Raw genomic sequence first — 25,633 nt, 5'->3', positions numbered from 1 at the left:
GAGGATTATAGACTATTTACTCTAAACTGCAATACGGAGGCACGACCTTTTTAATATTGTCATATTCTATCGGTTCGTGATTTAATTGATCTAAATACTCACCAAGCATTTTACCGGCAAATCTTCCCACGCTTGAAAATATGCCGCCTCCAAATGTATTTCCTATGCCGCTGCCAAGCGAGCTAAAAAAACTTCCAAACATATTTACCATATTATATTTTAATATGGATTGATATTAGCACTATGATGTGGTAACACTAATAGTATAACTTCTTGTCATTGCGAGGAAATTGCATAGCAATTGACGAAGCAATCTTGTGCCAAAGTCCTGAGATTGCCACGCTCACTAACGTTCGCTCGCAATGATAGAATTAAAAAAATGGAAATCATAAATGTTTAAAAGATCTTTATTCATCTTACTATTACTTGCTGGTTCCTTAGTTAAAGCAGAAATTATAGAAGTGGATAGTTTAAATAAAATAAAACAAGATTTTAAAGAAAATTATAATAAAAATTATGTACCTCAGGATTTATTAGTAGTAACGGTTTTAGATGAATTTTTGTTTAAGTCTTTAGTGCCTATAGGTAAACAAATTGACAAAGATATTTATCTTACACTAACTCCTCTTTTGCGTAATATTAATAAAAATTCAAAAGCTATTTATATAGATCAATTGATTTTAACTAATGATAGTTATAAGAAAGAATTACAAGAATCTGATTTTCCAAATTTTGTAAATGAAATGAGTAATAGTAAAATCCCTATAATAGCCGTAAATGATGGATTTACCGGTAATTTTAATAATATTCCTAAATTTGAAATATGGTTTGCTGATTATTTAAAGAAAAATTTCAATATTGATTTTTCAAATAGTTTTCCAAACAATAATTATATTATTTTTAATAATTTAGACAGTTTTGCTAATACTTATCCGGTATTTTATAAGGGTATATTGACGAGTAATAATATATCGGAAGCGGAAATGATGCTCAATTTCCTTATTCAAGTGGAATTTATGCCTAAAGCTTTTATAATAATTAGCAGTAACATAGAATTATTAAAATCAATGGAGTTTCAACTTAATAGTTATAGTTCTAATATATTATTTATTGGTTATCATTATAATAATAAAAATACCCCGGAAAATAAAGATGCTGCATATTATACTAAAATCATTAATGATTTAATACCTCAAATAAATAAGATAAAAAGAAATAAACCGCCTCTAAAAACTAAAAAGATAAAAGATAAAAATCCTTATGATAAAAATCAATAAAATTTTATTGAGCTTACTTTGCTTAGTTATTTCGGGTATAAGTTATGGTCAAATTATTCCTACTTACTCTGTAGATTCGGTAACAATGAAAAATTTATTACCGAAGATAGATGCAGATACGCTGGTACTTATAAATATAGATAATACTATTATAACACCGAAATCCAAATTATTTCGATACCGGGATAATTCTTATATAAATTTTACTAAATATTTATATAGTCTTGCAGCGGATAACGCATCAGTTAATAAAACTATTGCAAAATTGATAGTGCAGCGTCAAATGATGCTTGTTGAATCTAAATGGGTAGATTTAATTAATAAGATGAAACAGCAAGGTGCAACAGTTTTAGGTCTTCAAGAAATAACTGCTCCATGTAATTTAATTGAAAATTATGAAGGATGGTTATATACCTTACTTTACGGACTCAATATTAATTTTACTAATAAAGTTAATGATAAAGATGTATTTAGATTTAATCCAAGCGATGCTGGAGCCCCTATTTTTTATTTAGGTATAATATTTACCGGTAATATAAATAGAGTAAAAACTCTTATAGAGTTCTTAAAAATTATACCGAAACAACCTACAAAAATAGTAATTTTTGCGAATAATAAAAAAGATTTAGAAAATATGGACTCTTATTTAAGCATGGTTGATATAGGATATTATGGAATTGAATATTTGGGGTGGCAAATGTTACCGGGATCACCTGATCATCAAATCGCTGAGTTGCAGCAATCTACGTTTTTAAATACCGGTCAGTGGTTAGAAGATGATGTAGCTAGCAAGATGTTAAATATTCCCGATAGCAAATTACAAAAGTAATATTTTATTGAGAAGGACTTTGTTGCTGAGATGCTGATGTCATTCCTAGCTAAAAGTGGTGTTGCCCGTAGGGCTCTTATGTCATTCCCGCGTAGGCGGGAATCCAGAAAAAAAGTATACATACAGTAAATTTTTAAAATTAAAAGCTCGCTTTATGCTGGATTTCTGCTTTCGCAGGAATGACATCGAACACCTGTAATAATTCGCTATTCGCATTTAATAAATAATATGAATAATAACTTAATAGCTGCTTTAAAAGATTTAATTATTAATACCGGTAGGGTTGCACTAGATATAAAAAAGGCAGGAATATTGACTGATACTAAATCAGATGGGTCAGTAGTCACTAATGCCGATAAGGAAATTAGTAAAGTAATTTATCAGGCTCTACAAGTCTTAACACCCAAAATAGCTATAGTATGTGAAGAGCAGCCGCTACCTATATTAAGCAATGATACTTTTTGGTTAATCGATCCTATTGACGGGACACGGAGCTATGTAAACGGTAAAAATACATATACGGTAAATATAGGGCTTATTGAAAACGGTCTTCCAACTATCGGCTTGATATATCACCCTGAAACAGCAAAGCTATATTATACCGATGTACAGGGGCGGTTAAAAATCGAACAGAATTCTAAAGAAATATTTGTTAATCATGAACCTAAACATGAAGAGCTTAATGCGGTAATAGGTTTTTATAATTCAAATAAAGCTACTAAAGAATTTTTAAGTAAATATTCATTCGGTCAAATAAATGCAATAGGCAGTTCAATTAAACTATGCTTAATTGCTGAAGGAGCAGCTGATATATATCCAAAATTCGGTCAAACTATGGAATGGGACATAGCGGCAGGTCATGCTTTGATTAAAGCCGGCGGCGGTAATATTTTAGATACACATGGACAAGAAATTACTTACGGTAAAGAAAATTTCGCTAACCCCAATTTTTTCGCCTGTAGTAAATATTGGTTGGAAAGGGAGGCTGTGTTTCGTGGATACTAAGTCGTCATTGCGAGCAGGCATTGCCTGCGTGGATACCACCCCGTCATTGCGAGCAGGCATTGCCTGCGTGGATACCACCCCGTCATTGCGAGCAGTCGTAGACTGCGTGGCAATCTCATGAAATAATACTCCTGAGATTGCTTCGTCGAATTACTACGTAATTCTTCTCGCAATGACGAAAAAATCGATCCATGCAACAATGCCAATCCGCATCAAACCAACTTCTTTAACTCATAAATCAATTCAAGTGCTTCTTTAGGGGATAGTTTATCAGGGTCGATAGTTCTAAATTGTTCATCTAATTTGCTGCTTATAGTAGTTTTATTAGGCTCAAGATTAAACAAACTCAAATTATTTGATTCCGTCGATAAGATATTTTTTCCTTTACCGGTAGAAGTTTTCTCAAATTTAAGCAGAATCTGCTCAGCTCTATTTATAACGCTGGCAGGGAGTCCTGCTAAAGCTGCAACATGAATACCATAAGACCTATCGGCAGCACCTGATATAATATTGTGCAAAAACAGAATATCTTTACCTGATTCCTCAATAGCAATAGTATAATTTTGTAAAGCCGGCAGAAAATTACTCATAACAGTAAGTTCATGATAGTGCGTTGCGAATAAACAACGACATTTTAGCTTATCATGGATATATTCAAGCACCGACCACGCTATAGATACGCCGTCGTAAGTGGATGTGCCTCTACCTACCTCATCAAGGATGATTAGTGAGTTTTTTGTAGATTGAGCAAGGATCGCCGAGGTTTCAAGCATCTCTGCCATAAAGGTCGATTGTCCCTTAATTAAGTCATCAGCAGCACCTATTCGGCTAAATATTTTATCGACTACTCCTATTTTGGCACTTTTTGCCGGCACAAACGAACCTATTTGAGCAATGATTGCAATAATGGCGTTTTGACGCAGATAAGTACTTTTACCAGCCATATTAGGACCGGTAATTAACCAAATACGCCCCGCTTCCGATAAATGACAATCATTATGTACAAAGCTTTTACTAGTTTTTAATAAAGCTTGCTCCACTACGGGATGTCGTCCTTTAACGATATCAAAGCTTAAATCGTCGGTAAATTCAGGCTTAACATAATCATATTCATCAGCGATATATGCAAAATTACAAAATACGTCAAGCCCGCTTAAGGAGCTTGCAAGCATTCGTAAATAGGAAGCTTTTTCGATTACTTGGCTACAAATATCGGCATATAATTCTTTTTCCAAGCTTATTACTAAGGTTTTAGCGTTGACTAACTCGCTTTCAAGCTTTTGTAGTTCAGTAGTAGTGTAACGGACATTATTAACCGTTGTTTGACGGTGAATAAATTTGGGATCAAGGATTTTATTAACATTTTTAGCGGTAATATCGATAAAAAGCCCTATAACATTATTATGAGATATTTTTAAACTATCTATGCCCGTTTCTTTGCGATATTGATCTTTTAGCTTTTCAATATGTAATTTCCCATTATTAATTAAATCATGTAATTGGGCTACTTTCGGATGGTATTCATGTTTTATTATATCTCCGTCATTTAAATTATTCGGTGCATCTTCTCGTATAGCTTCGTCTATTAAATTATATAATTCTGCATCGCCTGATAGAGGTTTAATAATTTTTTCGATAAAATCAGGTAAATTAAAACCGTAAGCGTCAAAAAATACTTCTTTAATCATCGTTGCAGCTTCCAAGGTATATTTAATACTAAGTAAATCACGACCCGAACTTCTGTTCATTGTAATACGTGTTAGGCAGCGTTCTATATCACTAGTTTTTTTTAGAAGTTCTCTAATTCTTTTTACTATTTCTAAGTTGGAATAAAAGAACTCGGTAATATTTAAACGATGATTTATTTTAGCAATATTGGTTAAAGGACTTGAAAGAAAATTATATAGTAAACGTCCGCCTTGTTTAGTAACCGTATGATTGAGAGTGTTTAGTAAACTTCCTTTCAGGGTTCCTTGTGAGTTTGTTACAATTTCAAGGTTGCGTCTAGTAGAGAAATCAATAGTCATATAGCTATGAAAATTGATAATTCTAGGGATTGGTAAATGAGGGATGTTTTGTTTTTGCGTTAATGATAAATATTCTAAAATGCTGCCTATGACACAAATTTGACTGCTAGATATCTCACCGATTCCTTTAATATCTTTCATTTTATAAAAGTCTAAAATGATTTTTTCACATTTATTAATCGCAAAAAAACTATCAACTTGATAGGTAATACGAAAATTTAATTGTTTGAAAATACTATCCGCAAGATTAGAAGATCTCAAGTTTTCGCTAAGCAGAATTTCACTAGGCTTTAAACGAGCCAGCTCATTAAGAATTTCCGCTTCCGGTACATTAACTACAAAAATTTCGGAAGTAGAAAGATCAACATAACAAAGGCTAGCCGTTTCTTTATTTTTCGGTATTACAAGACTTGCTAAATAATTAGGTTCGGCTGAAGCAATTAGATTCTCTTCAATTATAGTTCCCGGAGTTATAATACGTGTAACGTCTCTAGTAACTACCGCTTTATAACCGCCTCTATTTTTTGCCTCTTCAGGGGTTTCAAGCTGGTCACAAATAGCAACCTTATAATTTTCTTCAATTAACTTAGTTAAATAATTCTCAAGAGCATGATAAGGCACTCCGCACATCGCAATTTCTTCTTCACCGTTTTTGCCCCTTTTTGTTAAAGCTATACCAAGTACGTTACTTGCTAAGATCGCATCCTCATAGAACATCTCATAAAAATCGCCCATTCTAAATAGTAGTAAACAATCTAAATGAGCAAATTTAATGTCTAGATATTGTTGCATCATTTTCGTTGCAACGTCATAATTATATTTTTGTTTAAACTCTTGAAGATTCATATTAAGCAAAGTCATTTATATTAATGGTTTATCGAATATATAATAATGTTTGGTTAAGTTAAATATATATTTTGGGAGGAAATTAATTATAATACTGCATTATTAAATTATTTCTGCTATTATTAATTTATACTGAAAATATTTAAATTAGATTATTATGAAAACACAGCTTGTAGCTCTCACTAATAGAGGGCAAATGACAATTCCAAGTTATATTAGAGAGAAATTAAATTTATCTACAGGAAGTAAGTTAGAGTTAATAGTACAAGATAATTCTTTTACGGTAATACCTATAAATAAATCAGTTAAAAACTTGAAGCATATTTTACCAAAACCTAAAAATACTCTAACTATAGATGAAATGAATGAGATTATTAAAGGTTCATATGAGGATTCTGCGATCAGGTCCTCTACTGTACAAACATTATTGTTAGTCTGATTACAAAGGCAATTAATGTCATTCCTGCGTAAGCAGGAATCCAGTACTTTTCACTGTCACCCCGTGGCTTGACCACGGGGTCCACAAAAACAATAAAAAATACTAATAATATTAGTATTTTTAACTGGATCCCGTGGTCAAGCCACGGGATGACATTTCGCTTTTTTCTGGATTCCCGCTTTTGCGGGAATGACATTGTGAACGTTCGTACCACAACTTTTTATAAAGCTGCAAGCGAATTAACAATGTTTAGGTTCTTGCGCGCTATTTGTTCTTAATAAGCTTATAGCGTGTAGCTTTTCCTTGTCCAAGACGCTCTAAACGTTTTAAATTAGATAATTTTTTTATTATAGACTCAACTGTTCTCTCAGGAAAACCAAGTGCATTTACAGCATCTTTACGACTAAATTCGTTAATTTCTTTTGTATTAATCCAATTCCACATCATTAGTTGTTTTGCAGATAACAAATACTCTATATTATCATTTTTAATTATTTGTAATGCTCTAGTACTTTGTGATTTAACCACATTTAGAAAAAAAATCAACCAAGCGGTAATATCTTCTGATTTTGTCTTCCATGTAGCTTGAGTTTTATTAAGTGCCATATAATAATCAATTTTATTTGCTTCAATAATGTGTTCATGAGAGATAATCTGAACAAATAAATAACCATGCTTTAAAAGCAATAAATTAGTTAGTAATCTGCTTGTTCTACCGTTTCCGTCCTGAAATGGGTGAATTGCTAAATACTCAAAAATAAAATTAGCAATAATGATTAAAGAGTGCTTAGTTTTACTATCAACCGTCCAATTGTACCAATCTATTAACTCCTGCATTTCTTTTTTTACTAGATAAGGTGGAGTTGGATCAAATATTGTACCCACCACATTACCATTATGATCTTTTGCTTCTACACGATTTGATCCAAATTTATAATTTCCTTTATGTCTTGCATCTTTTTCACTATGAACCAACATATCATTATGTAACTTTAATATAAATGATTCCGTAATACTAATTTCTTCATAATTATTAAAGATAAACTCAAGACACTTTAAATATCCAACTATTTCTTGCTCATCACGAGTCTTAAATTTTTTAACACTTAGATTTTTATATAAACTTTCGACTTGCTCATCAGTAAGTTTATTACCTTCAATACGATTGGAGGAGCCGGTTGAAGTGATAATTACTGAACGTGTAAGACGATCTAGCGTTTGAGGTAAGATTTGTCCTGTAATATACCAACTATTTTTTACTCCTTCAATTTCAGAAATTTTTGTATAAATTTCTTCAATTACTGAAGGATTAAGATTTAGTCTTTTATGTATACGAAAATCTTGTAGATTCATTTCACTATTTTTACATGAGTACTATGTGAAATAATGTTAGATAATGTGAGTAAAGTCAATATATTTTTATTTTATTTTTAACAATCTAACGTTATGTCTACCGCCTTCAAATTTAGTGGTTAAAAACTTATCTATAATATCAAACACTATTTTGTGATCTATGGTTTTTGCTCCGAGTATTAAGATATTAGCGTCATTATGAGCTTTAGCGTTTTCAGCGGTTAACATATTATGGCACAAAGCTGCTCTTATTTCCGAGCTACGATTAGCGGCTATAGACATACCAATTCCTGTATCACTAATTAAAATACCGATAGGAGCTGATTTTTCAATAATAATATCTACTACTTTCTTAGCATAATCAGGATAATCAACAGTTTGTGTATTATTTGTTCCGCAGTCATAAACCTTTAAAGATTTCTGCTCTAAATAATTGATAATTTCAGACTTAAGCTCATAACCTGAGTGATCACTAGCTATGACAATATTATAAGTTTTCATAGTTAATTTTTTGATGGAAAATAATGATAAAAATTATATACTATGTAAGATTTGTTTTCTAATGTAAATAATAGTTTTGTTAAATATATGAAATATCCTGTTGCACTTAGTATCGTTATATGTTTTTGTTTAGTTGCTTGTGTTGAACAGCCGCCTGCTCCAATTGAGTATAAAGTAGGAGATGTTACTGCAAATAATAATTCTACCGAATTAGAACACGATGAGGGGTTGATAGTTCAAAGAACTATGGAAGACGATTCCGTATCAGAAAAAGTTAGCGGTAGACTTGAAGAACCAAAGGCAAAAATTATAGAAGATGATAATGATGATATTGAGATTCCTATATCTCGGAATGAAGATGAAGAAGAGATAGAGCAGTCAAGCTTTGTAAAACCGTTAAACGGGGTAATTATTACCGAGTTTAAAGCCGGTAAAAGTAAAGGGATAGATATTGCCGCTAAAGAATATAGCGAAGTTAAATCGATAGAGGCAGGAACGGTAATATATTCAGGTTTTAATAAACAATTCGGTAATTTAGTAATAGTTAAGTTAGATAAAGACGATTTAGAAGTAGCATATGCGAGTTTAGACGATTTGTTACTTAAAAAAGGTGATAAAATTACTAAAAATAGTGTTATCGGACATGTAGAACATAAGTTATATTTTGCGATGCGTAAAAACAAAATAGCGGTTGATCCGAGTAAATATATAGAATTTTAAATGGAAGATTTTATTACTCTTACTAAATACGGTGAACCTCAAAATGTTATAGTAAGGAGGAGTGGTAAAGCTAAAAATATAGCCATACGAATTACGCCTAAAGGTGCAGAGCTTGTATTGCCTCTTAAGGCAAAGCTAGAGAAAGGTCATAATTTTCTGTTAAGTAAAGAATATTGGGTTAGACAAAAATTACGCCGTAATGTAACTGTGATACCAAAGGATGAAGATAAGATTTCTATTTTGGGAAAATCTTATGAAATAATACATATTGATTCGTCTAAAAATCAGATAAAACTAAATGATTCTACGTTAGAAGTATATTGTAGTACGATACTAAAAAAACTTAGTATAGAAGTATTCCTTAAAAAGACATTATTAGCAGAAATAAAAATAATAGTAGAGAATATATCTAAAAAACATAATTTGACTTATGCGAATATTAGAATAATGGAAAATGTTACTCGCTGGGGAAGCTGTTGTAGCAAAGGGAATCTTGCTTTTAATTGGCGAGTAGTTTTTGCTCCCTTTGAAGTACTGAAATATTTAGTAGCTCATGAAATGGCACATTTAAAAGAAATGAATCATAGCGAAAATTTTTGGGAGCTAGTTGAGGATATATATCCTGAATACCAACCGGCAAAATTATGGCTAAAAAGAAACGGTAAAAATTTATATAATTATTTGTCATGAGATGTCATCCCGTGGCTTGTTCGATGTTGCCTGCATGGATACTTAATCGTCATTGCGAGGAAAAACTGTAAGTTTTGACGAAGCAATCTCAGGAATATTATTTCATGAGATTGCCACGCAGCCTATGGCTGCTCGCAATGACGAGATGGTATCCACGCAGACAACGCACTTCCGCGGGAATGACATCCTAATAAAAATAAAATACCTATTTATGAGGATAGAATGCACAACACCACGAAAAGAGTAACAGTTCCGGCACTTGAAGAAATCTTATACGAGCCTATAAAAGTGTTGGATCACGGTTTTATTAGAGTTATCGATTATATGGGAGATGATAGTGCTATAGTACAAGCAGCTCGTGTTTCGTACGGTAAGGGTACGAAGCAGCTAAATCAAGATAAAGGGCTGATAAACTATTTGCTTCGTCATTATCATACCACTCCTTTTGAGATGTGTGACATCAAATTTCACATTAAGCTACCGATATTTATTGCAAGACAATGGATTAGGCATAGAACAGCTAGTGTTAACGAATATTCGGCAAGATACTCTATTTTAGGCAACGAATTTTATTTACCAGAACCGGCAAATATTGCTTCCCAATCTGCCGTAAATAAACAATGTAGGGAAGGGGATAGCTTACCGAAAGAAGTGGCTGAAAAGGTTCTTGCAATTTTAGAAGAAGATGCTAAACAGTGTTACGGGCATTATAAAGAGCTAATGAATGCCGATGAAGATGGTAATATTATAGATGAGAATACCACAGGAATAGCAAGAGAGCTTGCCCGTATGAATTTAACTTTAAATTATTATACGGAATGGTATTGGAAAATTAATTTACATAATTTACTTCATTTTTTAAGGTTACGTGCCGACCCTCACGCACAATATGAAATTAGAGTTTATGCTGAAAAAATGCTTGAGATAGTCAAAGCTTGGGTTCCTTTTACTTACGAAGCTTTTGAGGAATATCGTTTGCAGGGAGCAAATATTTCACGTAAAGGTTTAGACGTAATCAAAAGAATGATAAAAGGTGAAAAAGTCACCCATGAAACTAGTGGTATGACTAAAAGAGAGTGGGAAGAACTAATGAAGATTTTTGGATAACTTTGCAAGATGTCATTGTGTGGACACCAAATCGTCATTGCGAGGAGCGAAGCGACGTGGCAATCTCATGAAATAATACTCCTGAGATTGCTTCGTCAATTGCTATGCAATTTCCTCGCAATGACAGATAAAGCCGATCCACGTGGGCAATGCCCGCTCGCAATGAGGTTAATTATAAATAAGGAGTATTTTGAGTGAGAAATATTATATATTTTATACTATCACTATTATTTAGCTTTAAAGGTTATGCACTTGAAACAATAAATATTGAGCATGGGCGAGCTGACCCGACACCTATAGCAGTTAATAAATTTAATGCCGATAGTTCTGCTGATGACGTAGTAGGTCACGATGTGGTGAAAGTTATCTCTAATGATTTAAAGCTTTCGGGGTTATTCCGTCCTATTTCCTCTGCATCTTTTATAGAAGAGAAGACAGGAATAGAATATAAACCGCTTTTTGCTGCATGGCGTCAAATTAATGCTAGCCTTTTAGTAAACGGTGAAGTTAAAAAACTAGAAAGCGGTAAGCTAAAAATTAGCTTTATATTATGGGATACGTTGCTTGAAAAACAGCTTGCCGGCGAAATTCTTGAAGTACCGGAAAATTTATGGCGAAGAGCAGCACATAAAATTGCCGATAAAATTTATGAAAAAATTACCGGTGATGCCGGTTATTTTGATACTAAAATAGTGTATGTATCAGAAAGCACTTCTTTACCGAAAATAAAAAGAATTGCTTTGATGGATTATGACGGGGCTAATAATAAATACCTTACCAATGGAAAGTCACTAGTATTAACCCCAAGATTTGCTCGTTCAGCGGATAAGATTTTTTATGTTTCATACGCAACTAAAAGAAGAGCTCTTGTTTATGAAAAGGATTTAAAAACAGGTAAAGAAAGCGTAGTAGGTGACTTTTCCGGTATATCTTTTGCCCCTAGATTCTCACCGGACGGTAGAAAAGCTGTAATGTCGATAGCTAAAAACGGCTCGACGCATATTTATGAAATTGACCTTGCTACTAAACGGCTTCATAAATTAACTGACGGATTCGGTATTAATACCTCTCCTAGCTATTCACCGGACGGTAAAAAAATTGTGTATAATTCTGATAGAAACGGTGTGCCTCAATTATATATCATGAATTCGGACGGAAGTGACGTTCAGCGTATTAGTTTCGGTGGAGGTTCTTACACTGCTCCTAGTTGGTCGCCTAGAGGAGACTATATAGCATTCACTAAAATTACTAGAGGAGTTGAAGGAAAAACTTTTAATATCGGAATTATGAAAGCATGCCCCCAAGATGATGAGAATAGTGAAAGAATAATAACAAGCGGATATTTAGTCGAAAGCCCTTGTTGGTCGCCTAACGGACGAGTTATTATGTTTGCTAAAGGTTGGCCGTCGAGAGCTAAAGCTCCGGGGAAAAATAAAATTTTTGCAATTGACCTAACAGGTCATAATGAAAGAGAAATTATAACACCGGCAGATGCTTCCGATCCTGAATGGTCAGGCGTGCTGAACTAATGTCATTCCTGCGAAAGCAGGGATCCAGTACTTTAAAGCTTTTAAAAAGCTTTATTTGAATAAAAATCGGTCATGCCTCCATATTGCAGTTACGCCTATTAAAAAGCTATACGTTCAATAAGAGTACCAATAACCTTATCATGAATATCCAATGACTTGGAAAAGCAGATTGTCTTACGTGCAAGCCTCTTGCATCTCGTTCTAAGGTTCAAGTTACTTCGTTCTATCCGTTGAGTGTATTTTTTACTGATAATATGCTTTTTAGGGTCTAATAACCTAGCATAACTCCCCCATCCATCTGTATAGTAAAAAGTCACCTTGAAATTCTCTAGTTTTTTCAGTAATGATTCTAATGTGCTATCACATCTTGTACCAAACGTATAAGCAACTACTTTTCACGAAATCTTATCCAAGGCATACCAAAGCCATCGTTGTCTGGATTTATTCTGTACATAAGACCATTGTTCATCTATCTCAGGAGCAATAATTACTTTTGTTGTACTGATAGAATGATTTATTGTTTTTAATACTAGATTTTTTTAAAACACGGATAACTGTATTGATACCCACTTTTAATACTCTTACTGTATCTCTAACTCCAGAGCCGTTGATTGACATTTCTACTATTTGCTCCTTAACTCCAGGCTTAGATGCATTATTAATATACTCCAATTGAAAATATCGATTACACCGCTTGCATTGATATCTCTGTTGTTTTGAAATTGAATATCCTGACTTTATTACTTCTTCTGTGTTGTTACAATATCTACACTTAACATCTATTTTTGCCATAACTCCTTAACTATAATTCTCTCTTATTACTGTTTGAGGATTATAGACTATTTACTCTAAACTGCAATACGGAGGCACGACCTAAAAATCTTGATCTAAAATATTTTTGTAAAGCTCGATTTATCTCGCTTTACAGTGGATTCCTGCTTTCGCAGGAATGACATCGAGTAATAACGGTTTAGAATGCTAAGCTACTTTTTTACTATGGTTTAAGATAAACTTTTTTATTTTTTCAAAAGCCGTATTCTCTATTTGTCTAATACGTTCCTTAGAAATATTATATTCATTACTTAGAATATCTAAAGTCTTAGGATCATCCGTTAATTTACGCTCTGTAAAAATACGGAGTTCTCTATCGTTTAAAACTTTCATAGCATTTGATAGTAGCTTTCTTTTATTAGTGGAATCTTGTCTACTAATAGCCATAGCTTCAGGAGTAGGGCGTGCTTCAGGCAATAGCTCTATTAATTCACCTGATTCTGCATCGTCACTATTTATAGGGTTATTTAACGATAAGTCAGAACCTGAAATTCTACTATTCATTTCGGAAACTTCATTAACCGAAACGCCTAGTTCTTCTGCTATTTGTACAAAATCATCGCTATTAATAGCCCTTGAGTATAAATTAGTAATTTTATGCTTAATTTTGTTAAGGCTAAAGAATAATTTTTTTTGTGCAGCCGTTGTTCCCATCTTTACTAATGACCAAGATTTTAGTATATATTCTTGGATAGCGGCTTTAATCCACCACATTGCATATGTTGATAGGCGGAAACCAAGTTCGGGATTGAATTTTTTTACTGCCTGCATTAAACCTATATTACCTTCTGAAACCAATTCGGTAACAGGAAGACCGTAAGTCCTATAGCCACTTGCAATTTTTGCAACAAGCTTAAGATGGCTTGTTACTAATTTATGTGCAGCTTGTAAATCATTTTCCTCTAAATAGGATTTAGCTAATAAAAATTCTTCTTCTTGCGTAAGTGACGGAATTTTATTGATTTTCTGTAAGTAGCTATAAAATCCTGATTCGCTAGAGATTGCTAATGCATTAATATTATTAGTCATACCAACCTTACTATTTTTCTTTATACTAACATATATATGATCTAAAATAAACTTTTTCTAGAGTATTTTTAAATAAAATCAAATAATGTCTAAAAAATCCAATAAAAATTTAGCCTTTTCCTTGTTGGGATTAATAATTAGTATGGTATTACTAAGTTTTGCTTCCGTACCTATCTATAATTTATTTTGTAAAGTTACGGGATATGGAGGTACTACTGCAAAAGAAACGGTGAGTGTATATTCTAAGGTAAAAGGCACTAAACCTATAATTATCGAGTTTGATGCTAATGTTGATAAAGATTTACCTTGGCGGTTTATTCCCAGGCAACAAAGAGTGCAAATTGTTCCGGGGCAGAATACTCTAGTGTTCTATGAAACGGAAAATCTAAGCAATAACGATATAATAGGTACTTCCGTATATAATGTTACTCCAAATAAAGCAGGAAAATATTTCGTAAAAATTCATTGTTTTTGTTTTGAAGAACAATTATTAAAAGCCGGCGAAAAAGTCTTAATGCCGGTTACATTTTATATAGATAAGGATTTTGAGCTTGACCCTGAAATGCAAGACATTAAAGTACTTACTTTATCTTATAGCTTTTTTAAAGTACGAGAGCTATATACTCGCTCAATTTGAAAAATTGGCTACGTCGTCTTGTAAGTCCTCCGGTCCTCACGTATTTAAGTATACGCTTCGGTCCTCGGCTTACAGACTCCTTGCTCTTTTCCAAATTGAGCTTCGTATACCAACTCTTCATTTACTTGAAGTATAGCTGTCACCTAGTTTGCTTGACCCCGGTATGACAACGGAGCGTTTTTCAAGAGCCACGCAGGCAAAGCTAATAATTGATGCTCAACAACCCATTTACGAATTCTAACAATCAGTGGAGTGTTTATAAGAGCGGTAGAAGGTAAAACTTTGCCGTTAGTATTAAAATTAATTATAGGTTCTATACCGTATATGCTATACCATGGCTTTAACGGTGAGCTATTTGAATATTTACGGTGAAACCAAGATAAAGAAGGTGTTGTTTCATCATATTCTATTACTTTAACTGATTGTGGATTTTTGTGATATATAAGGCTAAGTACCGATTGGTCGGAATGATGCCATTTATATTCATCGTAATTAGGATGAATATTATAATCTTTGCCTGAAAGAATTCTAATATCTTCACAACTTCTTAGCCATTTTTCAATAAAAGAGCGAGAAAGTGCAGTATTACGCACAACAATAACGGCACTCCAAATATGATCGTTATTTCTACATTCTTCGTTCAGACAATCCATTAAAGCAAAAGTTTCACCTTTAACAAAACTACCGTTTTTACGATCGCGATCATGTACCAGTAATATATCATTATCGCCTAAAAGATTTGTTAAATTACTGATATGTTTTTTAATAACAAAAGCTGAATCTAAATATACTATAATAGCTCCTTCTGGTGCATTTTTCATTGTTTCAAGTATAATATAAGGCTTCCATAGCCATAACCCCGCTCCTGCAGGTTCATTAAAAATTTCTTGATTTTTTTCTATAAATGCTTGATTTATATGCTTTTTCTTATAGTTAAATATGAAATCTATACCTTTATTAATCGCATAGTGAGTAGTAGCATTTTGATTACGATAAACATATTCCGGACCGTCGGCATAAGAAACTAAATAAATAGGCTCTTTTATAGAATTCTGAATAGATAAATCTACTTTTTGTAATGATAAATCATTAATAAAACCTTGGCGTGCATATTCTAAGATAATCAGTACGAAATAAATTAGAGCTAATGTAATAATCGTTTTGTATAATATTTTAAATAACATATGATTTTTGTATTCTTTAGGCTACATTATTGTAAGTTTCTCGCCATTGCGAGGAAAATTAAGAAGTAATTTGACGAAGCAATCTCGTACTAAACTCCTGAGATTGCCACGCTCCTTACAGTCGCTCGCAATGACGGTATTATAGCATTTTAATATATTAAAAGATAGTGTTGTAATTTAATTATAAATTTAGTATAATTTGCTGTTTGTTTAAGGTTGATATGATTAATTTAGGGGATAAGCAGTCTACTATAGTTGTCGCGATGTCAGGCGGGGTTGATAGTTCGGCGGTTGCCGCAATGTTGCATGAACAGGGACATAATGTTATAGGTATTACCTTGCAGCTATATGATCACGGTATGGCAGTAGGAAAAAAAAATGCCTGTTGTGCCGGTCAGGATATTTACGATGCTAAAATGGTAGCAAATAAGCTAGGTATTCCCCATTACGTACTTGATTATGAGAGTAAGTTTAAAGAGTCGGTAATAGATAATTTTGTTGATAGCTATTTACAAGGTGAAACCCCGCTTCCATGTGTGCAATGTAATAAATCGGTGAAATTCAGGGATCTAATTAAAACGGCTAAAGAGCTTGGAGCAGACAAGCTTGCTACCGGTCATTACGTACGAAAAATAAACGGTGATCACGGGGCGGAGTTACATACGGGACTTGATCCGGCAAAAGATCAGAGTTATTTTTTGTTTACTACTACTAAAGAGCAATTGGAATATTTAAGTTTTCCTCTTGGGGGGCTTACTAAGGATGAAACACGTAGGCTTGCTAGTAAATTTGGGCTTGAGGTAGCAGATAAGCCCGACAGCCAAGACATTTGCTTCGTACCTGATGGAAATTATAAGAGTGTAATAAATAAAATACGTCCGGGAGCAAGCGAAAGTGGCAAAATTGTTCACGTAAACGGGTTTGAACTAGGAGAGCATAGCGGTATAATTAATTACACTATAGGGCAACGTCGTGGTCTTGGTATAGCTTATAACGAGCCTTTATATGTAGTAAAGATTGATCCTAAGGACAATATAGTATATGTAGGACCGGAGTCTGCATTACATGTGCAGGAGTTTATAATTAAAGACATAAACTGGCTTGCAGATGAGATTAAAGATAATGAAAAGCTAGAAGTAGAAGTTAAAATTCGTTCGACAAGACCGCCTCGTCTAGCTGAAATAAGCAAACTCGATGATGATAAAATGAAAGTAAAATTTTTATCCGAAGAAAAAGCCGTTGCCCCTGGGCAAGCATGCGTTATTTATGCTGGCGAAAGAGTACTCGGCGGCGGATGGATTACTAGGTCGTGCCTCATCAATACAGTTATCCGTGTTTTAAAAAAATCTAGTATTAAAAACAATAAATCATTCTATCAGTACAACAAAAGTAATTATTGCTCCTGAGATAGATGAACAATGGTCTTATGTACAGAATAAATCCAGACAACGATGGCTTTGGTATGCCTTGGATAAGATTTCGTTAAAAGTAGTTGCTTATACGTTTGGTACAAGATGTGATAGCACATTAGAATCATTACTGAAAAAACTAGAGAATTTCAAGGTGACTTTTTACTATACAGATGGATGGGGGAGTTATGCTAGGTTATTAGACCCTAAAAAGCATATTATCAGTAAAAAATACACTCAACGGATAGAACGAAGTAACTTGAACCTTAGAACGAGATGCAAGAGGCTTGCACGTAAGACAATCTGCTTTTCCAAGTCATTGGATATTCATGATAAGGTTATTGGTACTCTTATTGAACGTATAGCTTTTTAATAGGCGTAACTGCAATATGGAGGCATGACCGATTACTAGAGATATAAGGTAATTATTTTTGCATAAATCCGTCATTGCGAGGAAAAACTGTAAGTTTTGACAAAGCAATCTCAGGAGTATTATTTCATGAGATTGCCACACAGCCTATGGCTGCTCGCAATGACGAAAAAATTATTACATTAGGCAATACAAAATAAGCTCACTAAAACAGGAGAAACTAATGAGTTTTTTAAGGAAGAAAAGTTTTGAATCAGTAAAAGAGATAGGTAGCTCAAGCGGCCTTAGCAAGACGCTTGGAGCATTCGATTTAATATTACTGGGTCTTGGTGCAATGATTGGTACCGGCGTATTCGTTGTTACCGGTATAATTGCTGCTAAATATTCAGGACCTGCAGTAATGTTATCTTATGCGATTGCAGGTATTACCTGTATCTTTGTAGCACTTGTTTATACCGAACTTGCTGCGATGCTTCCGACTTCAGGAAGTATTTATACTTATTCCTATGTTGCATTCGGTGAAGTATTTGCTTGGATGATCGGTAGTGTTATAATATTAGAACTTGGTGTTGCTGCAGGAATAGTAGCTGCGGGCTGGTCGGGTTACGTACAAGGAATATTAGCAGCAGGCGGAATTAATTTACCGAAAGAATTAACTACCGTACCGACAAACGGCGGTATAATAAATTTACCGGCATTTTTAATCTCGGTATTTATCGGATTTATTTTATATTTAGGTACTAAAGATAGTAAGAGACTAAATGCAATTTTAGTTTTCATAAAAATGGCTGCAATATTTGTATTTGTACTCGCTGCTGCTCCTCATTTCGATGCTACTAACTGGAGCAATTTTATGCCTTTCGGTTTTAGTAATGTTTTAGTAGGTGCATCTATTTTATTCCTAGCTTTTACAGGTTTTGGAACGATTGCAACTGCAGCTGAGGAATGTAAAAATCCAAAGCGTGATATAATGATTGGTATTATCGGCTCGCTTGTTCTAACTACTATAGTTTATGTAACAATGGCAGGGCTTGTGACCGGTATTGCACCTTTTGATCAGTTAAATAACGATCAACCACTTGCTTATGCTTTAACTATCAATAATAGCAAGATTGGCTCTGCTATTGTTGCAACTGGTGCGGTTTGTGGTATGATGACGGTGTTGATGATGAATATTTACGGTACTTCTCGTATTTTTTATGCTATTGCACGTGACGGTTTACTACCGAAAAGTTTTGCAAAATTGCACCCAAAATATGATAGTCCGTATATTACGATTATAATATTTGCCTCTTTAGCCGCTATTCTTGGAGGATTTTGTTCTACGGAATTATTAACGCAATTAACTTCAATGGGAGCATTAATTGATTATATAACCGTCACAATAATAGTGGTATTATTTAGGATAAGATTACCTGAAGCACAAAGACCTTTTAAATGTCCGTTAGTATTTATTATTGTACCGTTTATTTTAATTGCTTGTGCTTATTTGCTATTTATTCAAATATATGACGGTGAATTTAATCTATTAACGGCAGGTCGTGCGTTAATATATTGGTTTATTACAATATTTGTTTTATATATTGTAAGATCGTTTTTTATGAAAAAAGAGCAGAATTAAGGGCTACCCGTCATTGCGAGGAGGGACGTGTCCCGACGTGGCAATCTCGTCAAATATCCTGAGATTGCTTCGTCGAATTACTACGTAATTCTTCTCGCAATGACGATTTAGTAGTATCCACACAAAGCCACAAAATTAACCAAATGACTGAAAAGCTGCAACCACTTCGAGGAATGAAAGATCTATTGCCGGATGATTATAAAGTTCACGACTATATAATTAACAAAGCAAGGGATGTTGGAGTATTGTACGGTTATAAGCAAATGAGTACTCCAATACTTGAGTATACCAAAGTCTTTAACCGCTCTATGGGCGAAAGTTCTGACGTAATCAGTAAAGAAATCTACAGTTTTTTAGATAAAAGCAATGAATCCGTAGCATTACGACCTGAATTTACGGCAGGTATTATAAGAAGCTTCATTTCAAACGGTTTGCAGCATAAACTACCCCTTAAACTTTTCTCTACCGGTCCTGTTTTTCGTTATGATAGACCGCAAGCAGGGCGTCAAAGACAATTTCACCAACTAAATTACGAATATATTGGTTCTAAAGGAGCTATTACTGATGCCGAAACTTTGAAGTTAGCAGTAGACATACTTAAAGCACTCGAAATAGAGCAGGATACAATCTTAGAGCTGAATTCCCTTGGATGTAGTGAATCAAGAAGTGTTTATCAGCAAAAACTGGTAGAATATCTAAATGACTTTAAAGATCAATTATCGGAAGAAAGCAAAATAAGGCTGATCAAAAATCCAATGCGGATCCTTGATTCTAAAAGTGAAATCGATCAAAAAATAGTAGCTGATGCTCCGATTTTATCTGAATATTACACCGATGAATCCAAAGAATATTTTGATGAGCTGCTAAAATACCTTGATATTTTAGGCGTGAAATATAGTATAAATCCACGTTTGGTTAGAGGGCTTGATTATTACTGTCATACTGCTTTTGAATTCACTACGAAAAAGCTAGGGAGTCAATCCACTATTCTTGCCGGCGGACGTTATGACGGGCTTGCTAAAATCATGGGTAATAATGATGATGTGTCGGCTATCGGTTTTGCTGCCGGTATCGAGCGAATTGCTTTAATGCGGGAATATAATATATTTGAAGTAAAGCCGGTATTTGTATTACCTATAGGCGAAAATAATATTTGCTATGCTTTAGAAATTGTAGATAAATTACGCTTACAAAATATTTCTACTATTATAGAACCCGTAGGTAAAATAGCTAAAAGAATACAACGCGTTCTTAATGAAAATGCTCAATTTATTATTTTCATAGGTGACGAAGAACAAGCAAATAATAGCCTCAAACTTAAAGATTTAGAAAAAGAAGAAGAATATATAGTAGATTTTGCAAAAGTTCTTGAGTTGTTGAAGAAATATTAAATATTTATAACTTTTCTAAAACCTTTTCAATTATTCCTAAATTTAACCACGACATCTAAAAATATGATTATTATAAACGATTTAGCCATGAGTTATGGTGCAAGAATACTATTTACCGATGTAAATTTGCATATTAAAAATAATAAAAGATATGGTTTAGTAGGTGCTAACGGAGCAGGTAAAACAACTTTTTTCAAGGTCTTGACTAAGGAAGAAGAGCCGGCTTTCGGTGATATCAACATACCTAAGAACTCTAAAGTAGGTTGTTTAAAACAAGACCAATTTCTTTATGAAAATACTAAAATTATAGATACGGTAATAGCAGGAAATAAGGAGTTATGGAAAGCTTTACAGGAAAAAGAAGAGATATTAAATAGACAAGAATGTAGCGATGAAGATGGGTATAAGCTTGGCGAACTTGAACAGGTAATATACGATAATGACGGTTATACCGCTGAAATTTTTGCAGCTAGTTTACTTGTAGGTCTTGGAATAACCGAAAAATACCATTATGAGCCGCTTTCAGCTCTATCAGGAGGTTATAAACTTCGGGTATTACTTGCACAAAGTCTATTTAATAATCCGGATATTTTACTACTCGATGAACCTACAAATCACTTAGATATTATTTCAATATATTGGCTTGAGAATTATTTAAAAAATTCTTTTAAGGGAATATTAATTTTTATATCGCATGATTTAACTTTTTTAAATAATGTTGCAACGGATATTTTGGATATAGATTATGGAGAAATAAAACTATATACAGGTAATTATGATAATTTTGTTCAGGAAAAGCAGATAATAGCTGCTCAAAAATTAAGTGAGAGAAATTTCTTAGAAAAGAAAATAGAAAATATGCAGGCTTGGGTTGATAAATTTAGAGCAGGGACGAGAGCAAGGCAAAGTGCCTCTCGAGAAAAGCAGTTAGAGAAAATAGAATTACCGGATATACAGAAATCCTCAAGAATTAGTCCGTTATTTAGATTTAAACAACTAAGAAATTCAGGAAAATTAGTATTAAAAATCGACCAAATAACTAAAGATTTTGAGAATAAGCAAATATTAAATAAAGTTAGTTTTAATATATCTCGGGGAGAAAAAATTATTATTATCGGTGCAAACGGTATTGGTAAATCTACTTTGTTAAAAATCTTAATGAATAAAATATCAGCAGATCAAGGTAGTTATGAGTGGGGTTATGAATCACAAATATCTTATTTCGCTCAAGACCATCATGAGCTACTTAATGAAAATATTAGTATTATTGATTGGCTCAAAAAGCAATCTGAAAAGGAAACGGAAAATACTATTAGAAATACGCTTGGACAAGTATTATTTCGTAGTGATGAAGTAAATAAAAATATTTTAAGCCTAAGCGGCGGTGAGGGTGCAAGGTTATTACTTGCTAAAATGATGCTAGAAAAAAGCAATATTTTGGTTCTTGATGAACCGACAAACCATCTTGATATAGAGTCAAGAGAAGCTCTTAAAAAAGCTTTAATTGATTTTGAGGGTACGGTAATATTAGTAACGCACGATCGTGATTTTGCAAAATCCATAGCAACAAGAATTATTGCTCTTTCACATAGGAAAAATATTGTTGATTTTAAAGGTAAATATGATGATTATATTGAGAAATACGGGGTCGTGCCTCCGTATTGCAGTTTAGAGTAAATAGTCTATAATCCTCAAACAGTAATAAGAGAGAATTATAGTTAAGGAGTTATGGCAAAAATAGATGTTAAGTGTAGATATTGTAACAACACAGAAGAAGTAATAAAGTCAGGATATTCAATTTCAAAACAACAGAGATATCAATGCAAGCGGTGTAATCGATATTTTCAATTGGAGTATATTAATAATGCATCTAAGCCTGGAGTTAAGGAGCAAATAGTAGAAATGTCAATCAACGGCTCTGGAGTTAGAGATACAGTAAGAGTATTAAAAGTGGGTATCAATACAGTTATCCGTGTTTTAAAAAAATCTAGTATTAAAAACAATAAATCATTCTATCAGTACAACAAAAGTAATTATTGCTCCTGAGATAGATGAACAATGGTCTTATGTACAGAATAAATCCAGACAACGATGGCTTTGGTATGCCTTGGATAAGATTTCGTTAAAAGTAGTTGCTTATACGTTTGGTACAAGATGTGATAGCACATTAGAATCATTACTGAAAAAACTAGAGAATTTCAAGGTGACTTTTTACTATACAGATGGATGGGGGAGTTATGCTAGGTTATTAGACCCTAAAAAGCATATTATCAGTAAAAAATACACTCAACGGATAGAACGAAGTAACTTGAACCTTAGAACGAGATGCAAGAGGCTTGCACGTAAGACAATCTGCTTTTCCAAGTCATTGGATATTCATGATAAGGTTATTGGTACTCTTATTGAACGTATAGCTTTTTAATAGGCGTAACTGCAATATGGAGGCATGACCCGTCAAAACTTACAGTTTTTTCTCGCAATGACAAAATTTTTTCACATAACTTAATGACAAAAGTAAAATATGAATATATTATTTTATATACTCGTTTAATTTGAAAAATTGGCTACGTTATTTTTTGCTTTTAATCCTCACGTACTAAATAATGTACGCTGCGGTTAAAAGCTTCAAAATACCTTGCTTTTTTCCAAATTAAACTTCGTCTATCATTTATCAAGGAAGTTATGAGTACGGATATTAATAATATTAGCGATAGCTTAGAAATTGTTACGCAAGATCATTTATCGATTTTTTCTTTAATAAGTTCATCCGACATTATCGGTAAGTCGGTTATGTTGATGCTGCTTATTGCTTCCATTTGGTCATGGGCTATTATTTTGGATAAAATATTTAAGCTAGCACAAGTGCAGCGAAGAATGAAGAGCTTTGAAAATGTGTTTTGGTCGGGCAGTGTATTAGAACAGTTATATGAAAGCATAAAAAGGTCGGTTAATAATCCGCTAGCTTTGATATTCGTCTCGGCTATGGATGAGTGTAAAAGCTTAAATACAAAAGGGCTTTCCGATGCGTTAAAAAATAACCATAAAGAGCGTATAACGGGTGCAATGTACCTAGCTCAAAATAGGGAAGTCGAAAAGCTTGAGAAGAATTTAAACTTCCTTGCCACTGTTGGATCAAGTGCTCCTTTCGTAGGGTTATTCGGTACGGTCTGGGGAATTATGCACAGCTTTCAGTCGATTGCTACTTCTAAGAATACTTCTCTTGCCGTGGTAGCTCCTGGAATTGCAGAAGCCTTACTTGCAACGGCTATAGGTTTATTTGCAGCTATTCCGGCAGTAATTTTCTACAACTATCTGATTTCCCGTATTACTCTTATCAATAATAAAATTGAAGATTTTAGTAGCGAGCTAAATTCTATACTTTCCAAGGCAATTGATCAGGAGAAAATGTAATGGCTATAAAGCTTGCCGGAAGTAATAGAAAGAGTAAAAGAGCGGTAGTTAGCGAAATTAACGTTACGCCGCTTGTTGACGTGATGCTTGTGCTGCTAATTATTTTCATGATCACTTCTCCAATGCTTGTTTCAGGCGTAAATGTGGATTTACCCGAGACAAATTCAAGCCCGATTTCAGGGCAGGATGAGCCTTTAGTTGTTACTATCAATAATAAAGGCGAACTTTTCCTGCTTGAAACTCCTATAGAGAGAACGCATTTAACCGATAAGCTTGCGAATATCACTAAAGAAAAAAAGGATACTAGAATTTTTGTAAGGGGCGATAGAAATGTTTCTTATGGGCAGGTGGTTGAGATAGTCGCTGAAATTCATGCTGCCGGCTTTTCTTGTGTAGCTCTTATTTCAAATATTAAAAATAATGAAAAGTAACGATAATTTTACGGTTTTCCTTAGTTGTTCTATCGTTCTGCATTTACTTCTTTTATATTTTTTTCTATTCGGTATGCCATCGCTTTTTGAAAAATTACCGGAAGAGCAAACTATAACTTTTGAGATGTTACCTGTTAGCGATAAATCAAATATTATCACTCAAACAAAGCAAAAAGAAGCCCCTATAGAAAATGAAGATGCTAAAAAGTCTGAGCGGAGCACGCCAAAAGAAGAAGAGCCGCAGCAAGATTTGTCTAAAGAAGAAAAAGCAAAAGAACCTGAGACTAAACCGGTAGAAGAAAAACCTAAAATAGAAGAGAAAAAACCTATAGAAGAACCAAAGCCAGAAGAAGTAAAAGAAGAGTTGCCTGAGAAGAAGGAAGAAGTAAAAGAAGAAAAGCCTAAAGAAGAGGAAAAAAAGAAGCCTGAAGAGAAGAAGACCGAAGAAAAAAAAGAGAAAGCCGTTGTTAAAAAACTCGAAGAGAAGCCTAAAGAAGTAAAGAAAAAAGAGCCTAAAACCGATGAGCTTGATTCTTTACTGAAGAATTTAGAGCAATCTTCGGAAGGGGATAATGTAAAATCCACTAAGCATCAAAGATCAAAAAAAGTTGATAATGCAAAAGAAGCTAAAGGGGTTTATACGGACGGGCTGCCTCTTTCCGATAGTGAAACATCTTTGATAAAAAGACAGATTGAAAGACATTGGAGCAATGTGCCTGCAGGGGTTAGAGGCAATAATAAGGTAAAAGTCATTATTAGCATTACGCTCGATAAAGCAGGTAATGTTGAGCAGGCAAAGGTAAAAGAAAGAATCTGCCCTAATATTCCGGCTAGTGTTTGTGAAGCTTTGGCGGATAATGCAATTAGAGCGGTATGGCAGGCAAGCCCTATCGAAAATCTTGACCAAGCACGCTTTAATCACTGGAAAGAGATTAATTTTAGCTTTGATCCGAGTAAGTTGTAGGCTGGGTATTGCCTGTGTGTATACCAAATCGT

The 25,633-nt window shown here is 33.7% G+C and carries 23 protein-coding genes and 5 pseudogenes; 21 read left to right on the top strand and 7 right to left on the bottom strand.

Annotation, left to right across the window (positions count from 1 at the left end; all coding sequences use genetic code 11):
- Nucleotides 1-49: 49 nt before the first annotated feature.
- Nucleotides 50-202 (bottom strand): annotated as a pseudogene (locus ACNFN7_RS03810) (host specificity protein); the annotation flags it as partial.
- Nucleotides 203-392: 190 nt separating this feature from the next.
- On the opposite strand from ACNFN7_RS03810, the gene ACNFN7_RS03805 reads away from it, so the two are divergent.
- The 3 genes from ACNFN7_RS03805 to ACNFN7_RS03795 all read left to right on the top strand — a co-directional run bounded on the left by ACNFN7_RS03805 (nt 393) and on the right by ACNFN7_RS03795 (nt 3,111).
- Nucleotides 393-1,277, top strand: coding sequence for a DUF2608 domain-containing protein (locus ACNFN7_RS03805; protein ID WP_485440927.1), 885 nt, complete (start codon nt 393-395; stop codon nt 1,275-1,277).
- A complete protein-coding gene (locus ACNFN7_RS03800) occupies nt 1,261-2,106 on the top strand; it encodes a DUF2608 domain-containing protein (RefSeq protein WP_485440926.1) in 846 nt (281 codons plus the stop codon). Before ACNFN7_RS03805 ends, ACNFN7_RS03800 begins: the two co-directional genes overlap by 17 nt.
- 228 nt (nt 2,107-2,334) lie before the next feature.
- Nucleotides 2,335-3,111, top strand: a complete 777-nt coding sequence (locus tag ACNFN7_RS03795; protein WP_485440925.1) for a 3'(2'),5'-bisphosphate nucleotidase CysQ family protein — start codon at nt 2,335-2,337, stop codon at nt 3,109-3,111.
- Nucleotides 3,112-3,323: 212 nt separating this feature from the next.
- On the opposite strand, the gene mutS is transcribed toward ACNFN7_RS03795, so the two are convergent.
- A complete protein-coding gene (gene mutS, locus ACNFN7_RS03790) occupies nt 3,324-5,984 on the bottom strand; it encodes a DNA mismatch repair protein MutS (RefSeq protein ID WP_485441231.1) in 2,661 nt (886 codons plus the stop codon).
- A 157-nt stretch (nt 5,985-6,141) separates the two neighbouring features.
- Between mutS and ACNFN7_RS03785 the strand changes: the two genes are divergently transcribed.
- Nucleotides 6,142-6,423, top strand: a complete 282-nt coding sequence (locus ACNFN7_RS03785; RefSeq protein WP_485440924.1) for an AbrB/MazE/SpoVT family DNA-binding domain-containing protein — start codon at nt 6,142-6,144, stop codon at nt 6,421-6,423.
- A 50-nt stretch (nt 6,424-6,473) separates the two neighbouring features.
- Nucleotides 6,474-6,578 (top strand): annotated as a pseudogene (locus ACNFN7_RS03780) (palindromic element RPE4 domain-containing protein); the annotation flags it as partial.
- A 109-nt stretch (nt 6,579-6,687) separates the two neighbouring features.
- Here the strand turns inward: ACNFN7_RS03780 and ACNFN7_RS03775 are convergent.
- Both ACNFN7_RS03775 and rpiB read right to left on the bottom strand, forming a co-directional pair.
- Nucleotides 6,688-7,776 (bottom strand): Fic family protein, encoded by a 1,089-nt coding sequence (locus ACNFN7_RS03775; protein WP_485440923.1) that lies wholly within the window; start codon nt 7,774-7,776, stop codon nt 6,688-6,690.
- A gap of 66 nt (nt 7,777-7,842) precedes the next feature.
- Nucleotides 7,843-8,277 (bottom strand): ribose 5-phosphate isomerase B, encoded by a 435-nt coding sequence (rpiB, locus tag ACNFN7_RS03770; protein WP_485440922.1) that lies wholly within the window; start codon nt 8,275-8,277, stop codon nt 7,843-7,845.
- 51 nt (nt 8,278-8,328) lie between these two features.
- On the opposite strand from rpiB, the gene ACNFN7_RS03765 reads away from it, so the two are divergent.
- From ACNFN7_RS03765 to tolB, 5 genes and pseudogenes are all read left to right on the top strand, one after another.
- Nucleotides 8,329-8,997 (top strand): murein hydrolase activator EnvC family protein, encoded by a 669-nt coding sequence (locus ACNFN7_RS03765; protein WP_485440921.1) that lies wholly within the window; start codon nt 8,329-8,331, stop codon nt 8,995-8,997.
- Nucleotides 8,998-9,687, top strand: coding sequence for a M48 family metallopeptidase (locus ACNFN7_RS03760; protein ID WP_485440920.1), 690 nt, complete (start codon nt 8,998-9,000; stop codon nt 9,685-9,687).
- A 222-nt stretch (nt 9,688-9,909) separates the two neighbouring features.
- A complete protein-coding gene (gene thyX, locus ACNFN7_RS03755) occupies nt 9,910-10,794 on the top strand; it encodes an FAD-dependent thymidylate synthase (protein WP_485440919.1) in 885 nt (294 codons plus the stop codon).
- Between the two features lie 2 nt (nt 10,795-10,796).
- Nucleotides 10,797-10,932, top strand: a pseudogene (locus tag ACNFN7_RS03750) (polysaccharide polymerase); the annotation flags it as partial.
- Between the two features lie 56 nt (nt 10,933-10,988).
- Nucleotides 10,989-12,323 (top strand): Tol-Pal system beta propeller repeat protein TolB, encoded by a 1,335-nt coding sequence (gene tolB / locus ACNFN7_RS03745; RefSeq protein WP_485440918.1) that lies wholly within the window; start codon nt 10,989-10,991, stop codon nt 12,321-12,323.
- A 98-nt stretch (nt 12,324-12,421) separates the two neighbouring features.
- Here tolB and ACNFN7_RS03740 read toward each other — a convergent pair.
- Together ACNFN7_RS03740 and rpoH are read right to left on the bottom strand one after the other, a co-directional pair.
- Nucleotides 12,422-13,115: pseudogene (locus ACNFN7_RS03740) on the bottom strand (IS1 family transposase).
- Nucleotides 13,116-13,301: 186 nt separating this feature from the next.
- The gene (gene rpoH, locus ACNFN7_RS03735; RefSeq protein WP_485440917.1) at nt 13,302-14,183 is read right to left on the bottom strand and encodes an RNA polymerase sigma factor RpoH; all 882 of its coding nucleotides are present in this window, start codon (nt 14,181-14,183) and stop codon (nt 13,302-13,304) included.
- An 85-nt stretch (nt 14,184-14,268) separates the two neighbouring features.
- On the opposite strand from rpoH, the gene ACNFN7_RS03730 reads away from it, so the two are divergent.
- Nucleotides 14,269-14,820: a cytochrome c oxidase assembly protein gene (locus tag ACNFN7_RS03730; protein ID WP_485440916.1), complete on the top strand. Its 552-nt coding sequence runs from the start codon at nt 14,269-14,271 to the stop codon at nt 14,818-14,820.
- A gap of 143 nt (nt 14,821-14,963) precedes the next feature.
- On the opposite strand, the gene ACNFN7_RS03725 is transcribed toward ACNFN7_RS03730, so the two are convergent.
- The gene (locus ACNFN7_RS03725; protein WP_485440915.1) at nt 14,964-16,004 is read right to left on the bottom strand and encodes a hypothetical protein; all 1,041 of its coding nucleotides are present in this window, start codon (nt 16,002-16,004) and stop codon (nt 14,964-14,966) included.
- 221 nt (nt 16,005-16,225) lie between these two features.
- Between ACNFN7_RS03725 and mnmA the strand changes: the two are divergent.
- The 10 genes and pseudogenes from mnmA to ACNFN7_RS03675 all read left to right on the top strand — a co-directional run.
- Nucleotides 16,226-17,320: pseudogene (mnmA, locus tag ACNFN7_RS03720) on the top strand (tRNA 2-thiouridine(34) synthase MnmA); the annotation flags it as partial.
- Nucleotides 17,321-17,366: 46 nt separating this feature from the next.
- Entirely contained in the window at nt 17,367-17,786 is a 420-nt protein-coding gene (locus ACNFN7_RS03715; protein ID WP_485441230.1) for an IS1 family transposase, read from the top strand.
- A gap of 74 nt (nt 17,787-17,860) precedes the next feature.
- Nucleotides 17,861-17,983 (top strand): hypothetical protein, encoded by a 123-nt coding sequence (locus ACNFN7_RS03710; protein ID WP_485440914.1) that lies wholly within the window; start codon nt 17,861-17,863, stop codon nt 17,981-17,983.
- 23 nt (nt 17,984-18,006) lie between these two features.
- A complete protein-coding gene (locus tag ACNFN7_RS03705) occupies nt 18,007-19,404 on the top strand; it encodes an amino acid permease (RefSeq protein ID WP_485440913.1) in 1,398 nt (465 codons plus the stop codon).
- A 143-nt stretch (nt 19,405-19,547) separates the two neighbouring features.
- Nucleotides 19,548-20,795: a histidine--tRNA ligase gene (gene hisS / locus ACNFN7_RS03700; protein WP_485440912.1), complete on the top strand. Its 1,248-nt coding sequence runs from the start codon at nt 19,548-19,550 to the stop codon at nt 20,793-20,795.
- A gap of 63 nt (nt 20,796-20,858) precedes the next feature.
- Nucleotides 20,859-22,472 carry an ABC-F family ATP-binding cassette domain-containing protein gene (locus ACNFN7_RS03695; RefSeq protein ID WP_485440911.1) on the top strand — a complete coding sequence of 538 codons (1,614 nt, stop codon included), beginning with the start codon at nt 20,859-20,861 and terminating at the stop codon, nt 22,470-22,472.
- Nucleotides 22,473-22,523: 51 nt separating this feature from the next.
- A protein-coding gene (locus ACNFN7_RS03690; RefSeq protein ID WP_485440526.1) for an IS1 family transposase occupies nt 22,524-23,217 on the top strand; the annotation gives its coding sequence in 2 pieces (ribosomal slippage) (nt 22,524-22,810 and nt 22,809-23,217; 696 coding nt in all).
- 260 nt (nt 23,218-23,477) lie between these two features.
- Nucleotides 23,478-24,206 (top strand): protein TolQ, encoded by a 729-nt coding sequence (gene tolQ / locus ACNFN7_RS03685; protein WP_485440910.1) that lies wholly within the window; start codon nt 23,478-23,480, stop codon nt 24,204-24,206.
- Nucleotides 24,206-24,637 carry a protein TolR gene (tolR, locus tag ACNFN7_RS03680; protein ID WP_485440909.1) on the top strand — a complete coding sequence of 144 codons (432 nt, stop codon included), beginning with the start codon at nt 24,206-24,208 and terminating at the stop codon, nt 24,635-24,637. The genes tolQ and tolR overlap by 1 nt, the downstream gene beginning before the upstream one ends.
- A complete protein-coding gene (locus ACNFN7_RS03675) occupies nt 24,627-25,601 on the top strand; it encodes an energy transducer TonB (protein ID WP_485440908.1) in 975 nt (324 codons plus the stop codon). The genes tolR and ACNFN7_RS03675 overlap by 11 nt, the downstream gene beginning before the upstream one ends.
- The last annotated feature ends 32 nt before the right edge of the window (nt 25,602-25,633 follow it).

It is taken from the genome of Rickettsia sp. MAE-05 (assembly GCF_057319745.1).
Note: the sequence above shows the minus strand (reverse complement) of the source record. Positions and strands in the feature narration are given on the sequence as shown.

What these genes read in the sequence shown, in the direction of transcription:
- ACNFN7_RS03805 (WP_485440927.1), top strand. Translation starts at nt 393, where the DNA reads ATGTTTAAAAGATCTTTATTCATCTTACTATTACTTGCTGGTTCCTTA.
- ACNFN7_RS03800 (WP_485440926.1), top strand. Translation starts at nt 1,261, where the DNA reads ATGATAAAAATCAATAAAATTTTATTGAGCTTACTTTGCTTAGTTATT.
- ACNFN7_RS03795 (WP_485440925.1), top strand. Translation starts at nt 2,335, where the DNA reads ATGAATAATAACTTAATAGCTGCTTTAAAAGATTTAATTATTAATACC.
- mutS (WP_485441231.1), bottom strand. Translation starts at nt 5,984, where the DNA reads ATGAATCTTCAAGAGTTTAAACAAAAATATAATTATGACGTTGCAACG.
- ACNFN7_RS03785 (WP_485440924.1), top strand. Translation starts at nt 6,142, where the DNA reads ATGAAAACACAGCTTGTAGCTCTCACTAATAGAGGGCAAATGACAATT.
- ACNFN7_RS03775 (WP_485440923.1), bottom strand. Translation starts at nt 7,776, where the DNA reads ATGAATCTACAAGATTTTCGTATACATAAAAGACTAAATCTTAATCCT.
- rpiB (WP_485440922.1), bottom strand. Translation starts at nt 8,277, where the DNA reads ATGAAAACTTATAATATTGTCATAGCTAGTGATCACTCAGGTTATGAG.
- ACNFN7_RS03760 (WP_485440920.1), top strand. Translation starts at nt 8,998, where the DNA reads ATGGAAGATTTTATTACTCTTACTAAATACGGTGAACCTCAAAATGTT.
- thyX (WP_485440919.1), top strand. Translation starts at nt 9,910, where the DNA reads ATGCACAACACCACGAAAAGAGTAACAGTTCCGGCACTTGAAGAAATC.
- rpoH (WP_485440917.1), bottom strand. Translation starts at nt 14,183, where the DNA reads ATGACTAATAATATTAATGCATTAGCAATCTCTAGCGAATCAGGATTT.
- ACNFN7_RS03730 (WP_485440916.1), top strand. Translation starts at nt 14,269, where the DNA reads ATGTCTAAAAAATCCAATAAAAATTTAGCCTTTTCCTTGTTGGGATTA.
- ACNFN7_RS03725 (WP_485440915.1), bottom strand. Translation starts at nt 16,004, where the DNA reads ATGTTATTTAAAATATTATACAAAACGATTATTACATTAGCTCTAATT.
- ACNFN7_RS03705 (WP_485440913.1), top strand. Translation starts at nt 18,007, where the DNA reads ATGAGTTTTTTAAGGAAGAAAAGTTTTGAATCAGTAAAAGAGATAGGT.
- hisS (WP_485440912.1), top strand. Translation starts at nt 19,548, where the DNA reads ATGACTGAAAAGCTGCAACCACTTCGAGGAATGAAAGATCTATTGCCG.
- ACNFN7_RS03695 (WP_485440911.1), top strand. Translation starts at nt 20,859, where the DNA reads ATGATTATTATAAACGATTTAGCCATGAGTTATGGTGCAAGAATACTA.
- tolQ (WP_485440910.1), top strand. Translation starts at nt 23,478, where the DNA reads ATGAGTACGGATATTAATAATATTAGCGATAGCTTAGAAATTGTTACG.
- tolR (WP_485440909.1), top strand. Translation starts at nt 24,206, where the DNA reads ATGGCTATAAAGCTTGCCGGAAGTAATAGAAAGAGTAAAAGAGCGGTA.
- ACNFN7_RS03675 (WP_485440908.1), top strand. Translation starts at nt 24,627, where the DNA reads ATGAAAAGTAACGATAATTTTACGGTTTTCCTTAGTTGTTCTATCGTT.